This is a genomic window from Erythrobacter sp. JB2-19 (genome assembly GCF_057365005.1).
Map to the genome: position 1 here is coordinate 1546337 of NZ_CP200290.1, position 13197 is coordinate 1559533.

General features: G+C 59.2%; 12 protein-coding genes and 1 tRNA gene. 11 read left to right on the top strand and 2 right to left on the bottom strand.

What is annotated here, in order from left to right; genetic code table 11:
- Positions 1–64: 64 nt before the first annotated feature.
- Entirely contained in the window at positions 65–2374 is a 2310-nt protein-coding gene (rnr, locus tag AC0V6O_RS07315) for a ribonuclease R (protein WP_486142813.1), read from the top strand.
- Positions 2375–2401: 27 nt separating this feature from the next.
- Here rnr and AC0V6O_RS07320 read toward each other — a convergent pair whose 3' ends face one another.
- Positions 2402–2851, bottom strand: a complete 450-nt coding sequence (locus tag AC0V6O_RS07320; protein WP_486142815.1) for a universal stress protein — start codon at positions 2849–2851, stop codon at positions 2402–2404.
- Positions 2852–2972: 121 nt separating this feature from the next.
- Between AC0V6O_RS07320 and AC0V6O_RS07325 the strand changes: the two genes are divergently transcribed.
- Entirely contained in the window at positions 2973–4256 is a 1284-nt protein-coding gene (locus tag AC0V6O_RS07325) for a pyruvate dehydrogenase complex dihydrolipoamide acetyltransferase (RefSeq protein ID WP_486142817.1), read from the top strand.
- Entirely contained in the window at positions 4253–5662 is a 1410-nt protein-coding gene (gene lpdA, locus AC0V6O_RS07330; protein ID WP_486142819.1) for a dihydrolipoyl dehydrogenase, read from the top strand. The genes AC0V6O_RS07325 and lpdA overlap by 4 nt, the downstream gene beginning before the upstream one ends.
- A 49-nt stretch (positions 5663–5711) precedes the next feature.
- Here the strand turns inward: lpdA and AC0V6O_RS07335 are convergent.
- Positions 5712–5801: transfer RNA gene (locus tag AC0V6O_RS07335), tRNA-Ser, on the bottom strand.
- 179 nt (positions 5802–5980) lie between these two features.
- Here AC0V6O_RS07335 and AC0V6O_RS07340 point away from each other — a divergent pair.
- From AC0V6O_RS07340 to AC0V6O_RS07375, 8 genes are read left to right on the top strand one after another with little or no spacing between them, the layout of a single operon-like run.
- Positions 5981–7027, top strand: coding sequence for a lytic murein transglycosylase (locus tag AC0V6O_RS07340; protein WP_486142821.1), 1047 nt, complete (start codon positions 5981–5983; stop codon positions 7025–7027).
- Between the two features lie 31 nt (positions 7028–7058).
- Positions 7059–8261, top strand: coding sequence for a D-alanyl-D-alanine carboxypeptidase family protein (locus AC0V6O_RS07345; protein WP_486142823.1), 1203 nt, complete (start codon positions 7059–7061; stop codon positions 8259–8261).
- Positions 8258–8908: a dTMP kinase gene (tmk, locus tag AC0V6O_RS07350; protein ID WP_486142824.1), complete on the top strand. Its 651-nt coding sequence runs from the start codon at positions 8258–8260 to the stop codon at positions 8906–8908. The genes AC0V6O_RS07345 and tmk overlap by 4 nt, the downstream gene beginning before the upstream one ends.
- Positions 8905–9867 (top strand): AAA family ATPase, encoded by a 963-nt coding sequence (locus AC0V6O_RS07355; RefSeq protein ID WP_486142825.1) that lies wholly within the window; start codon positions 8905–8907, stop codon positions 9865–9867. Before tmk ends, AC0V6O_RS07355 begins: the two co-directional genes overlap by 4 nt.
- Entirely contained in the window at positions 9860–11440 is a 1581-nt protein-coding gene (gene metG / locus AC0V6O_RS07360) for a methionine--tRNA ligase (RefSeq protein ID WP_486142826.1), read from the top strand. The genes AC0V6O_RS07355 and metG overlap by 8 nt, the downstream gene beginning before the upstream one ends.
- On the top strand, positions 11440–12216 hold the full coding sequence (locus AC0V6O_RS07365) for a TatD family hydrolase (RefSeq protein WP_486142827.1): 777 nt from the start codon (positions 11440–11442) through the stop codon (positions 12214–12216). The genes metG and AC0V6O_RS07365 overlap by 1 nt, the downstream gene beginning before the upstream one ends.
- A complete protein-coding gene (locus AC0V6O_RS07370) occupies positions 12213–12980 on the top strand; it encodes an MBL fold metallo-hydrolase (protein WP_486142828.1) in 768 nt (255 codons plus the stop codon). Before AC0V6O_RS07365 ends, AC0V6O_RS07370 begins: the two co-directional genes overlap by 4 nt.
- Positions 12977–13147, top strand: a complete 171-nt coding sequence (locus AC0V6O_RS07375; protein ID WP_486142829.1) for a hypothetical protein — start codon at positions 12977–12979, stop codon at positions 13145–13147. The genes AC0V6O_RS07370 and AC0V6O_RS07375 overlap by 4 nt, the downstream gene beginning before the upstream one ends.
- The last annotated feature ends 50 nt before the right edge of the window (positions 13148–13197 follow it).

The following is a 13197-nucleotide window of genomic DNA, read 5'->3' on the forward strand; positions in this document are numbered from 1 at the left end:
TTGTCAAAGGGCGAGCCCAGTCAAGTGTTTGTACGTCGACAGGCTCAGCACGAACGGAATTCTCATGGCCAAAAGACAAATGAATCGCCCCGCAGGCCTGCCGAGTGCGAAGCAGGTGCTGGAGTTTATTCAGACTGCCCACGGCCCCACAGGCAAGCGGGAGATCGCAAAAGCGTTTGGCCTGAAAGGGCAGGAGAAGATCGCGCTTAAGCGGCTGCTCAAGGATATGGCCGAAGAAGGCCTGATCGACGGCAAGAAGACAGCTTATCACCGGATGGGCGGCGTGCCGAAAGTCACGGTGCTGAAGGTCGTCGACATCGAAGACGGCGAAGCGATTGCGGTCCCGGAGAATTGGGCCGCTGATGCGCCGGATAAGCCGCCGCGTTTGACGGTCAAAGAGATGAAGGGTGGGCGCGGTGTCAAAGGCATGCCTGCGCTCAAACGCGGCGACCGGGTGCTGTCCCGCACCGAAGAAACCGATGCTGGATGGATTGCCCATCCGATGAAGAAATTGCCCGCGCGCAGCGAAGGTCTGCTCGGCGTGGTGGAACTCGATGGGCGCGGCAAGGCTTGGTTGGCGCCGGTCGACAAACGCATCCGCAATTCCTCTCCCATCGCCGATGTAGGCGAAGCGGAAGAGGGGCAGTTGGTCCTGTGTGAGCGGGTGGGCCGCTCTGAACGAGCAGGTGTCAAAGTTGTTGAGGTGATCGGCGATCCATTGGCTCCCAAGAGCTTCAGCCTGATCGCGATTGCCAAGCACGGCATCCCGCAAACCTTCCCAGAAGAGACATTGGCAGAGGCGCAAACCGCGACTGAGCTGAATTTGTCAGAGGAAAAGCGCGAAGACCTGCGTGATCTACCCATCGTAGCAATCGATCCCGCCGATGCGCGCGATCATGATGATGCCATCTGGGCGGAACCGGACGGTGAGGGCGGTTTCAAGGCGCTCGTCGCGATTGCTGACGTATCCTATTATGTCCGCCCGGGCAGCGCGCTCGACAAAGAAGCGCGAAAGCGCGGCAATTCGGTCTACTTCCCGGACCGGGTGGTGCCGATGCTGCCAGAGATTTTGAGCGCCGATGTCTGTTCCCTGCGCGAAGGAGAAGATCGTGCGGCCATGGCGTGCCATCTTCGGATCAATTCCAAGGGCAAAATCACCAGCCATCGCTTCACCCGCGCGATTGTCCGCATCCATCACAATATCGCCTATGAAGATGCGCAGGCGGCGGTGGACGGCGACAACACGCCGGACTTTCTCGTCAATCTGTGGGGCGCATGGAAGGCGCTCGCCGCCGCGCGCGCTGCGCGTGATCCACTGGATCTTGACCTGCCAGAGCGGCGGGTAGTGCTCAATGAGCAAGGTCAGATCGAAGAGATCGCTGTGCGTGAGCGGCTCGATGCCCACCGCGTGGTCGAAGATTTTATGATTGCGGCCAATGTCGCTGCGGCTCAGGCGCTGGAGGCGAAGACCTCTCCTGTGGTTTACCGCGTGCATGAGACGCCAAGCCGGGAAAAACTGATCGCGCTGCGCGATTATCTGGAGACGTTCGGACAAAAGCTCGCGCTGGGTCAGGTGATCACGCCGAGCTTGTTCAACCGCATGCTTAAGGATGTGAACGACGAGGACGAAAAGGCGCAAGTGATGGAGGCCGTCCTGCGCACTCAGATGCAGGCCTATTACGGCCCGGCCAATTCGGGGCACTTTGGCCTGGCGCTCGGGTCTTACGCGCATTTCACATCGCCCATTCGCCGCTATGCCGATCTGCTAGTGCACCGCGCTTTGGTGGATGCGTATAAGTTGGAACAGCCGAAGCCAAAGGTGTCTTTGCCGGAAAAAAGCGGGCTGTCAGAGCGCGACCGCGATAATCTGCAACAGATCACCGATGCGATCAGCCAGACAGAGCGCAGGGCGATGGAGGCGGAACGCGATACAATTGATCGCTATGTCGCCGCTTGGCTATCCGGCAGAGTTGGCGAGAACTTTGAAACCCGCATTACAGGCGTTCAGGGCTTTGGCTTCTTTGCCACAATCGTCGGCCTTGGCGGTGATGGTCTGGTGCCCGTTTCCACTTTGGGCGCAGAACACTTCCGCTATGAAGAAGCGGCGCAATCTCTGGTGGGTGAGGACAGCGGCACCAGCTATTCGCCCGGTGACAAGTTGACGCTACAACTGGCGGAGGCGAATGCGCTGACTGGGGCGCTGAAATTCGTGCCTGTGGATGCCGATGGTCAAGCGATTGAGCCGCGCGGGAACCGGCCGCCGCCGCGCCGGGGCAAGCCGAGTTATAAAAAGGGTCCACCGAAAAAGGGGAAATACACCGCTGGCAAACGCGGTCGCCCTGGTGATATCCGCCATCAGGGGCGGCGCAAATAGGCGCGGTAAACCTGCGCTAGTCCGCCATCACGCTTCGTGATCGCTGCTGGTTTCGTCGTAATCGTTCGGGATGACATAGAGCGGGCAGGGCAGATCGCCCGCATGCGCTGAAAAGTGCGTGACCAGCGGGCCTGGATTGCCGCTCGCCGCGCCCAGCACCAGTGCAGCGACTTCCTTATGGTTTTTCAAAAAATCGCTGACGATTGACTGGTTGTTGCCAACCTTGACCGAGATCGTCGGCATGATTCCGCTTTCCGCCAGCAGATTTCCGCCGATCCCATTGGCCAGCATTTCTGCCCGGTCATGCGCCTCCTGCTCAATGGTGTCCTGCACCGCGCCAAATGCGCTAACGTTTTGCTGCGCGACCAGCGCCAGGATGTGCACCGCGCCTTTCACAGCGACAGCGCGCCGCGCGGCATATCGCAATGCGGCCCGCGCCTCTTCGCTTTCGTCCATCACAACCAGGAATGTACGCATATTCTTCGCTCCCCTTAAGGCAGCTATCCTTTCAAATGGTTTCGTATGCAAGGCCTTGCCCGAAGCGGCTGAATTCGTCACACGGGCAAAACAACACCAGCGACGAGGATTTGACCGCTCCATGGCCGTAGAAATCAAGATGCCCGCTCTCTCTCCAACAATGGAGGAGGGGACGCTTGCCAAATGGTTGGTGAAGGTCGGCGACACTGTGAACTCTGGCGAGATCATGGCCGAGATTGAGACCGATAAAGCGACGATGGAATTTGAAGTCGTCGATGAAGGGACGATTGCTGCAATTCTGGTCGAGGAAGGCAGCGAGAACGTTGCAGTCGGCACAGTCATCGCGATGCTGGCGGAAGAGGGCGAAGATATTGGCGATGTGAGCGCACCAAGTGCTGCGCCTGCGCCTAGCGCTACGGCAGAGCCCGAGCCAGCTACTGAGGCGCCTGCTGCGGCTCCGGCACCAGCGCCTGCACCTGCACCTGCACCAAAATCTGCACCATCATCATCGGAAGGGCGGATTGTCGCCTCTCCTCTGGCAAAGCGTATTGCTGAGCAAAAGGGTGTGGACCTCTCGCAGATCACCGGCTCTGGCCCCAATGGCCGGATCGTGAAAGCAGATGTTGAAGGTTCCAGTGCCACCGCGGCGCCCGCGGCAAGCGCGGCTGCACCGGCGGCGGCTCCCACGCCGTCCATGGCACCGGAAGATGGCGGCGCGCCCTACACTGAGGCGAAGCTCAACAATGTTCGCAAGGTCATTGCTCGCCGTCTGACCGAGGCGAAGCAGCAAATCCCGCATATCTATCTGACCGTCGATGTTCAGCTCGATGCCCTTGTGAAACTGCGTAAAGAGCTCAACGCATCGCTTGAGGCGGATGGAGTGAAACTCTCCGTCAACGATCTGATCATCAAAGCGCTGGCGCGCTCGCTACAACGCGAGCCGCAATGCAATGTCAGCTTCCAGGGCGATGTCATGCACGAATACAGCCGTCAGGATATTTCTGTTGCGGTGGCTGCGCCTTCCGGTTTGATCACGCCGGTGATCCGCGATGCCGGGCGCAAGGGGCTCGCCGAAATCTCCACCGAGATGAAGGAGCTGGCAGGCAAGGCGCGCGATGGCAAGCTGATGCCACATGAATATCAGGGCGGCACAGCCTCGCTCTCCAACCTTGGCATGTTCGGTACGAAGCATTTTGATGCCGTAATCAACCCGCCGCAGGGCATGATCCTGGCTGTTGGTGCGGGCGAACAGCGACCTGCGGTTGTTGACGGCGCGCTTGGTATTGCGACTGTGATGACTGTGACGGGCAGCTTTGATCACCGCGCCATTGACGGCGTGGACGGGGCGAAATTGCTGGCTCAGTTCCAAAGCCTGATCGAGAATCCAATGGGGCTGGTGGTATGAGTGCTTCCTACGACGTGATAGTTCTTGGCTCTGGCCCCGGCGGCTATGTGGCGGCGATCCGCTGCGCGCAGCTGGGCCTCAAAACGGCGATTGTTGAGCGTGAGAACCTCGGCGGCATCTGCCTCAATTGGGGCTGTATCCCGACCAAAGCGTTGCTGCGCTCGGCCGAGATATTCCACTACATGCAGAATGCTGGCGATTACGGCCTGAAGGCGCAAGGTATTGAGGCCGATCTGGAGGCTGTGGTGAAGCGCAGCCGCGGCGTCGCAAAGCAGCTCAATCAGGGCATTGGCCACCTGATGAAAAAGAACAAGATCACCGTCCATATGGGCGAGGGCAAGTTGACCGGGGCGACCAGCCTCACGGTGAAGGGCGATAAGGGCGAAGAGAAGCTCTCTGCCAAGCACGTGATCGTAGCCACCGGCGCGCGGGCGCGTGACCTGCCGTTTGCACCGGCTGATGGGAAGCGCGTGTGGACCTATCGTCACGCAATGACTCCACCCGAAATGCCGAGCAAGCTGCTGGTGATTGGATCGGGCGCCATCGGGATCGAATTTGCGAGCTTTTACAACGATATGGGCGCGGATGTGACTGTGGTCGAAATGCTTGATCGGATCGTGCCGGTGGAGGATGCTGATGTCTCCACTTTCCTCGAAAAGTCGCTCACCAAACAAGGTGTCAAAGTGATGACCAGCGCCGGGGTCGATGAATTGAAGGTCGGCGCCAAAGGCGTCACTGCGACAATCAAGGACAAGGCTGGCAAAGCATCGACCACCGAATTCAGTCATGTGATCACCGCCATCGGAATTCAGCCCAATACGGAGAATATCGGGCTGGAGAAGCTGGCGGAAATGGACCGCGGCTTCATTCAGATCGATCCGTTTGGCCGCACCAAATCTAAGGGTCTTTGGGCGATTGGTGATTGCACCCCTGGCCCATGGCTGGCGCATAAGGCCAGCCACGAGGGCGTGAGCTGCGCTGAGGCCATTGCTCAAGAGCTGGGCAATTCGGATGTTCACCCGCACCCGCTTGATCGCAGCAACATTCCGGGCTGCACCTATTGCCACCCACAGATCGCCAGCGTCGGTATGACTGAGGCGGCGGCGAAGGAGGCGGGACATAAGGTTCGCGTCGGCAATTTCCCCTTTATCGGCAATGGCAAAGCCATCGCGCTGGGCGAAGCGGAAGGTTTCATCAAAACCGTGTTTGATGCGGGCACAGGCGAGCTGCTGGGCGCGCATATGATCGGTGCAGAAGTGACTGAGCTGATCCAGGGTTACAACGTGGGCAAGACCTTGGAGACGACCGAGCAGGAGCTGATGCAGACGGTCTTCCCGCATCCGACCTTGTCCGAAATGATGCACGAAAGCGTGCTCGATGCCTATGGCCGCGCACTGCATTTTTAGAGCCAGCCTCTAAACGTTAAAAGGCCCCACAAAAGTGGAGCCTTTTAAATGGCGGACAGTCAGGGATTCGAACCCTGGAAGGGCTTGCACCCTTGCCGGTTTTCAAGACCGGTGCATTCGACCACTCTGCCAACTGTCCGCGCGGGGATGCTCGCTAGCGACTGAATTCGCTGTTGTCACCCATAAAGGTCAGCCAAAAACACTAAAACGTCGAAACACGCGTTCTAAACGGCGTCTGGCGCATTTTTTCGTGAAGTCTGTCGATTAGATCGCATTCGATAATTGGCAATTCATGTTGGCTGTGAGAATAACTCGATCATGGCTTTGAACAAACTCGCGATCACCGCCGCCGCTTTCATGGCGGCCCTCGGCACCTCTTCGGCGTCTACCCCCGCCACCGCGCAGCAGAGCAGCTCTGCGACCCAGTCCTTCGGGGCCTATATGGAAACGCTAAAAGCGCGCGCGCGGGCAGAAGGTGTAAGCGAGGCGACGATCCGGCGCATGACGGGCGGCTTGACGCCCAATGACCGGGTGATCCGGCTTGATCTCGGACAACCAGGCAGCCCGACACGGCGCGGCTATCCAGCGCTCGCACCCTATATTTCAAAGCATGTAAACCCGACCCGCATTGCCGGGGGACGGCGCGTGTTTGGCGAAAATCGCACAACCCTGCGCCGGATTGAGGCGGAGTATGGCGTGCCAGCGCAAATCATGGTCGCGATTTTCGGGCATGAAACCAGCTATGGCCGGATCCGCGGCAATTTTGACCTCTCGCGCAGCCTTGCGACGCTCGCATGGGAAGGGCGCCGCCGCGAACTCTTCTCTGGCGAATGGGTCGCGCTGATGAAGGTCGCCGATAAAGGCTATTCACGGCAGCAATTGGTCGGCAGCTATGCCGGGGCCTTTGGCAATCCGCAGTTCTTGCCTTCGGTCTATCTACGCCTTGCAGAGGATGGCGACGGCGATGGCCGGGCGAATATCTTCTCTAACCGCGCCGACACGTTTGCCTCGATTGCAAATTATTTCAAAGACGCCGGATGGCGCACCGGTCAGCCATGGGGCGTGCGTGCGCGCGTGCCGAGTGGTTTCAACGTCGATGCCTATAAGACGAAACTGCGCGCGCCGGTTTGCCCGCGTGTCCATGAACGTCATAGCCAGTGGAAGACGGTGCGCGAATGGCGCGAGCTGGGCGTTCAGCCTCAGCGTCCGCTGGCGGATGATACGCTCGCCTCGCTGTTCCAACCCGATGGCCCAGGACGGCCCGCATGGCTACTCACCAGCAATTACCGCGTAATCCTAGAGTACAATTGTTCCAATTATTACGCGATGAGCGTTGGGCTGCTGGCTGACGAGATCGTGAACTAAACCGCGCGGCGTCTCGCCAAGGCGAAAGGCTGTGGTTATAGCTGCGCTGGTGAGTGTCAGCGTCTCAAATTTGCAAGCTAAAGCCCGGATCGCGGCGGCTTTTCTAGCCGTGCTATGCGCTCCGAGCGCTGTGTTCGGGCAAGGCGCGCCTTTACCTGCGGTTCCAACCGACAGCGAAGCGCCAATAGCGCTGTTGGTAGATGTCACCAGCGGGCAAGTCCTCCATGCGCGCGACGAAAACCGCCGCTTTGTTCCCGCATCTATGACCAAGGCGATGACCACTTTTCTTGCCTTTGAACTGATGGAGGAGGGCGTGCTCCGGCCCGCTGAGGTTTTCACCATTCGCCCAGAGACTTGGCGTGAGTGGAACGGTAAGGGTTCGACCATGTGGCTGCCCGCTGATGCGCGCATTCGGGTCGATGAATTGTTGACCGGGGTCACGACGGTCTCGGCCAATGATGGCTCCATCGTATTGGCAGAGGGGCACGCGGGATCGGTTGCCGCCTGGACGATGTTGATGAATGAAAAAGCGCTGTCGATCGGGATGACGAACAGCCGCTTTGGCACGCCCAATGGCTGGCCGGACGAGGGCAAGACCTTCACGACAGCGCGTGATCTGGTGACACTTGGCGCGGCGCTGACATCGCAGCATCCGCAGAAATACGCGCATTTCATTGGGCGCGGGCAGTTTACCTATAATGGCATAACGCAAAGCAATCGCGATCCGCTGGTCGGGTCGTTTGAAGGCGGGGACGGGATCAAGACCGGCTACACCAACGAATCCGGCTTTGGCTTTCTTGGCACAGCCAAACGTGATGGTCAGCGGCTCGTAATGGTGATTGGCGGGGTCAGCAGCCAAAGCGGGCGGGCGCGGCTAGCCAAGAGCTATCTCGAATGGGGTTTTTCCGCGTTCGACAGCCGCCGCGTCGTTGGCGGCGATAAGCAGGTCGGATTTGCGCGGGTGCAAAATGGCACAAGCCGCCGGGTCGCACTGGTCACGGACGGTCCAGTGTTCGTGAACGTACCGAAAGGTCAATCGCCAGAGGTCTCGGTGGCGATTACCTATGACGGGCCGCTGCGCGCGCCCATCGCCGCTGGTGAACAGGTGGCGAACCTGCTGATTTCGGTCGAAGGCATGGAGCCTGCCAATGTGCCGTTGCTAGCCAAAGAGGACGTGGCCAAGGCTGGCGTGTTTGATCGGTTGATCAATGGGTTAACGGGGTGGTTGCCATGAGCGTCGGTGTTGGAAACGGCCGTTTCATAGCCTTTGAAGGCGGTGAAGGAGCGGGTAAATCGACACAAGCGGGAATGCTCGCCGAAACCTTGGAGGCGCGCGGGATCGAAGCGGTCCTAACCCGCGAACCGGGCGGTACGTCGGGGGCAGAGGCCATCCGCAATCTGCTGCTCGATCCACCTGGAGAGGGCTGGGGCGCTGAGGCGGAGGCGCTGTTGTTCGCTGCGGCTCGCGCTGATCATGTCGCCCGTGTAATCCGCCCAGCGGTGGAGCGCGGCGCATGGGTTATCTGCGACCGATTTGTCGATTCAAGCCGCGCCTATCAGGGCGGGGCAGGGCATGTCGGCGATGAGGCGGTGCAAGAACTCCACCAAATCGGCAGCGACGGTTTGCGCCCCGACCTCACCATCCTGGTTGAAATTGACGAGGCGCGCATGTTGGAACGTCTGGCTGAGCGGGACGGCAATGCAAGCGACGCGATTGGTGGCCGCAGCCGCGACTATCACCGCGCTGTGGCAGACGCGTTTCGCGCTCTCGCGGTAAGCGACCCCAGCGGATTTGCAGTGATCGACGGCGACGGCTCACCCGAAGACGTTCAAACCCGTGTCCTCGCGGCTCTTCAGCCATTGCTGAGCGCTTCTGCATGAATTGGCCCAATCATGATGGCCCGTGGCGGCAATGGCGCGATGCCTTGACCAGCGAGCGGATGCACCATGGCTGGCTGCTTGCGGGAAAAAGCGGGCTTGGCAAACATGACTTCGCATTGGCCGCTGCGCGCGAGCTCGTCGATGAAACGGGCGTACCGCAGCCTACCGGTGAGCATCCTGATATCATCACGCTCACCCATCTGCCCAAGGACGATAAGGAAGAGAAGAAGCGCGAGGAGGGCAAGCCTTACCAGACCAAGCGCAACATCTCTGTCGCGCAGATCCGCGCTATGCAAAAGCGGCTGAACACTCGGCCAACATTGGGATCCCGGCGCGTAATCATCGTTGATCCGGCCGATGATATGGAGACCTCGGCTTCCAACGCTCTGCTCAAGAGCCTCGAGGAACCGCCGCAGGGCACGTTTTTCCTACTCGTTACGCACCGTCCATCGCGCCTTTTGCCGACGATCCGTTCGCGCTGCCGCATTATGCGCTTTCCAGTGCTCAACGCTCGCCAGATGGAGGAAGTGCTTAGCCAGCAATCGGGAGAGACCAATCCGGCGGCATTGGAGGCGGCGAGGCTCGCCAGTGGCGGCTCCTACGGCGCAGCATTGCGTTTTATGGACCAAGACCTCGCACCGATCGCGGCCAGCATTGGCGGTTTGCTGCGTGAAGGCGATCCGCAGTTTACGGGGCGGGGTGAGCTTGCGCGCTTGATTGGTGGCCGCCCAGACCGCGAACGATTGCAAGCGGTGCTTGAGTTGGCGCAGGCCATCACCGCGCAAGCGGCACGCACCGCCGATCCGGCTCAGCGCTTGGCTCTGATCGATGCGCATGGAGAGCTCGTCGCGCTCGCGGGACAAGCGCCGACCTTCAACTATGATGCCGGCCTGCTGGCGATGGAGATCGGAACCTTGCTTGTCTCTGCCTCCGGCGCTAGCGCACGCCCCAATGTCTGAACCTCAAAACACCGATCCGTTCTACGTCACCACCGCGATCAGCTACCCCAATGGGCGGCCGCATATCGGCCATGCCTATGAGGCGATTGCTGCCGATGTAATCGCGCGTTTCCAGCGCCTGCAGGGGCGCGATGTGCGGTTCCAAACGGGCACGGACGAGCATGGCCTCAAAATGGCGCGCAAAGCCGAGGAACAAGGCCGCACTGCGCGCGAGCTTGCGGATGAAATGTCCGGCTATTTCCAGGACATGTGCGACGCGCTGAATGTGAAATATGATCGCTTTATCCGCACGGTTGAAGACGATCATCACCGCGCGAGCCAAGCCATTTGGCAGGCGATGGAGGCCAAGGGCGACCTTTACCTCGACCGCTATGAAGGATGGTATTCGGTCCGCGACGAGGCCTATTACGACGAAAGCGAGTTGAAAGAGGGCGAGGGGGGCGAAAAGCTGTCCCCCCAAGGCACTGCCGTCGAATGGACGGTTGAGGAAAGCTGGTTTTTCCGCCTGTCGAAATATCAGGACCAACTGCTTGATCTGCTGCGTACACCGGGCTTTTTAGAGCCTGCGAGCCGGCGCAATGAAATGATCGCCTTTGTCGAAGGCGGCCTGCGCGATCTCTCGGTCAGCCGCACGAGCTTTGATTGGGGCGTGAAAGTGCCCGGTTCAGACAATCATGTGATGTATGTCTGGGTCGATGCGCTCACCAACTATCTCACCGGGCTCGGCTATCCGGATAAGATCGGCGATTATGCGAAGTACTGGCCCGCCGATCTGCACCTGATCGGCAAGGATATCGTGCGCTTCCACACGATCTATTGGCCTGCGTTCCTGATGAGCGCTGACCTGCCGACCCCTAAGCGGGTGTTTGGCCACGGGTTCTTGCTGGCTCGCGGCGGCGAGAAGATGAGCAAGAGTGCTGGGAACGTCGTCGATCCGATTGAATTGGCAGAGACTTTTGGGGTGGAGCCGCTGCGCTATTTCCTGCTGCGCGAGGTCGCCTTTGGCCAGGATGGCAGCTATTCACCCGAGGCGATTGTAAACCGCGCCAACGCGGAACTCGCCAATTCCTTCGGCAATTTGGCGCAGCGCACCTTGTCCATGATTGCCAAGAATATGGATGGCGTGCTGGAGAATATCGCTCTTACGGACGTTGATGAGGCGCTGCTGTCGCAGGTGAGGGCAGCGGCCACGGATGGCTTGCCAAATGCGTTCCACGATCTCGCGTTCTCGGTCGGCATCGAAGAGTGGATCAAGGCAGTTTACGCCTGCAATCAATATGTTGATGACCAAGCACCATGGACTTTGCGCAAGACGGACCCAGAGCGGATGAAGGCCGTGCTGCTCACATTGTTCATGGCGCTGCGCGATCTGGGCATTGCGATCCAACCTGTCGTCCCGGAAAAGGCCGCTGCGCTACTCGATCAGCTGGGTATTCCAGCGGATGAGCGCGCCTATGCAAACCTGAGCGATGCACAGTGGTATGCGCGCCTTGTTGAAAGCGGCTTTACCCTGGGCAAGCCCACGCCGATCTTCCCGCGGCTCGAACTGCCAGAGGGTGAGGGGGCCGAATAATGCTCGTCGATAGCCATTGCCACCTTGAATATAAGGGCGTGATTGAGGACCAGCAGGGCGTACTGGAGCGTGCGCGCGGCGCCGGAATTGGCGCATTTCTCAACATTTCGACCAAAAAAAGCGAATGGGGTCAGGTGGTTGGTACCGCCAATCGTGAGGCGGACGTATTCGCGAGCGTCGGTATCCATCCGCACGAGGCGGACAAACATGGTGATCTAACCCGCGCAGAATTACTCGCCGCGACGGACAACCCCGATGTCATCGGCATCGGGGAAACGGGCCTCGATTACTATTACGAGCATTCCGACCGCGAGACGCAAAAGCGCCTGTTCCGCATGCATATCGATGTCGCGCGCGAGGTTCAGTTGCCGGTGATCATTCACACTCGCGATGCAGAAGAAGATACGTTGGAAATCCTCGCGGATGAGATGGAGAATGGCGCGTTTCCGGCGCTCATTCATTGCTTCACAGCCTCGGCGGAGTTTGGGCAGAAGGTGCTCGATCTGGGCCTGTCGATCTCGATCTCCGGCATCGTAACATTCAAGAACGCCAAAGAGTTACAGGCCGTGGTTAAGGATGTGCCGTCGGACCGCTTGCTGGTTGAAACAGACAGCCCATTTCTGGCGCCAGTGCCGCATCGTGGACGCCCATGCGAGCCAGCCTTTGTCGCCGATACCGCTCGATTTGTGGCGGAGCTGAGAGGTCAAGAGCTCTCAGAATTGGCGGCGCAAACCACCGCGAATTTCAAACAATTGTTCAGCAAGGCGGCGCTGTGAAGGTCATCATGCTCGGATCGGGCACCTCGACTGGTGTTCCGCGAATTGGCGATGATTGGGGCGATTGCGACCCGAATGAGCCGAGAAACCGCCGCACCCGTGTCTCGATTGTGGTTGAGAGCAATGATGGTTCGCGCGTGCTGGTCGACACTTCGACAGATTTGCGTGCGCAATTGCTGGCGAACAAGATCGGCAAGGTCGATGCGGTGTTCTGGACCCACGATCATGCCGATCACTGTCACGGGATCGATGATCTGCGTGTGATGCGCTATGGCCGGGCCGCGCCGATACCGGGCTTTGCCGGTGAAGACACCGCGCGGCAGTTGCGCCAACGCTTTGGCTATGTGTTTGCTGGGCAAGAAGGTTATCCAACCATCGCGAAGCTGGAAACGCTGGATAACATCCGAATGGCGGCGGGTTTTGGCGTGGAATGGTGCCAGATGGAGCACGGGCCTGGTGAAACCACTGGTTACCGGTTCGAAGCAGACGGTAAATCAATCGCTTACGCAACGGACTTTAGCGCGATCTCCGAAGAGATGGTTGAGCTTTATGAGGACGTCGATATCCTGGTGAGTGATTGTTTGCGGCGCGATCCGCATCCAACGCATGCCAATCTGGCGATGGCATTGGAGCTGGCCGAGCGTTGTGGCGCAAAGAAATTGGTGCTGAGCCATCTTGATAAGAGCATGGATTATCAGACGCTGGTTGATGAGACGCCGGATCATGTGGTGGTCGGCTATGATGGATTGGAGCTTGTCGCATGAGTGAAATGGCGTTTCTACAGATTGTTTTGGCGATCGGTTGGCTGGTCTTGGTTGGCAGCGCTTATGCGTCTTACCAAAAGGACTGGGGTAAGGCGGCGCAGCAGGCGCTGACGTGGGTCGCGATCTTTGGTGGAGCGTTTCTGTTGGTGAGTCTAATCCGAGGTTGAGGGGCATCAGAGGGCGCTGGCAAGCATTCTTTAATTTAACATAATATATA

What these genes read in the sequence shown, in the direction of transcription:
- rnr (WP_486142813.1), top strand. Translation starts at nt 65, where the DNA reads ATGGCCAAAAGACAAATGAATCGCCCCGCAGGCCTGCCGAGTGCGAAG.
- AC0V6O_RS07320 (WP_486142815.1), bottom strand. Translation starts at nt 2,851, where the DNA reads ATGCGTACATTCCTGGTTGTGATGGACGAAAGCGAAGAGGCGCGGGCC.
- AC0V6O_RS07325 (WP_486142817.1), top strand. Translation starts at nt 2,973, where the DNA reads ATGGCCGTAGAAATCAAGATGCCCGCTCTCTCTCCAACAATGGAGGAG.
- lpdA (WP_486142819.1), top strand. Translation starts at nt 4,253, where the DNA reads ATGAGTGCTTCCTACGACGTGATAGTTCTTGGCTCTGGCCCCGGCGGC.
- AC0V6O_RS07340 (WP_486142821.1), top strand. Translation starts at nt 5,981, where the DNA reads ATGGCTTTGAACAAACTCGCGATCACCGCCGCCGCTTTCATGGCGGCC.
- tmk (WP_486142824.1), top strand. Translation starts at nt 8,258, where the DNA reads ATGAGCGTCGGTGTTGGAAACGGCCGTTTCATAGCCTTTGAAGGCGGT.
- AC0V6O_RS07355 (WP_486142825.1), top strand. Translation starts at nt 8,905, where the DNA reads ATGAATTGGCCCAATCATGATGGCCCGTGGCGGCAATGGCGCGATGCC.
- metG (WP_486142826.1), top strand. Translation starts at nt 9,860, where the DNA reads ATGTCTGAACCTCAAAACACCGATCCGTTCTACGTCACCACCGCGATC.
- AC0V6O_RS07365 (WP_486142827.1), top strand. Translation starts at nt 11,440, where the DNA reads ATGCTCGTCGATAGCCATTGCCACCTTGAATATAAGGGCGTGATTGAG.
- AC0V6O_RS07375 (WP_486142829.1), top strand. Translation starts at nt 12,977, where the DNA reads ATGAGTGAAATGGCGTTTCTACAGATTGTTTTGGCGATCGGTTGGCTG.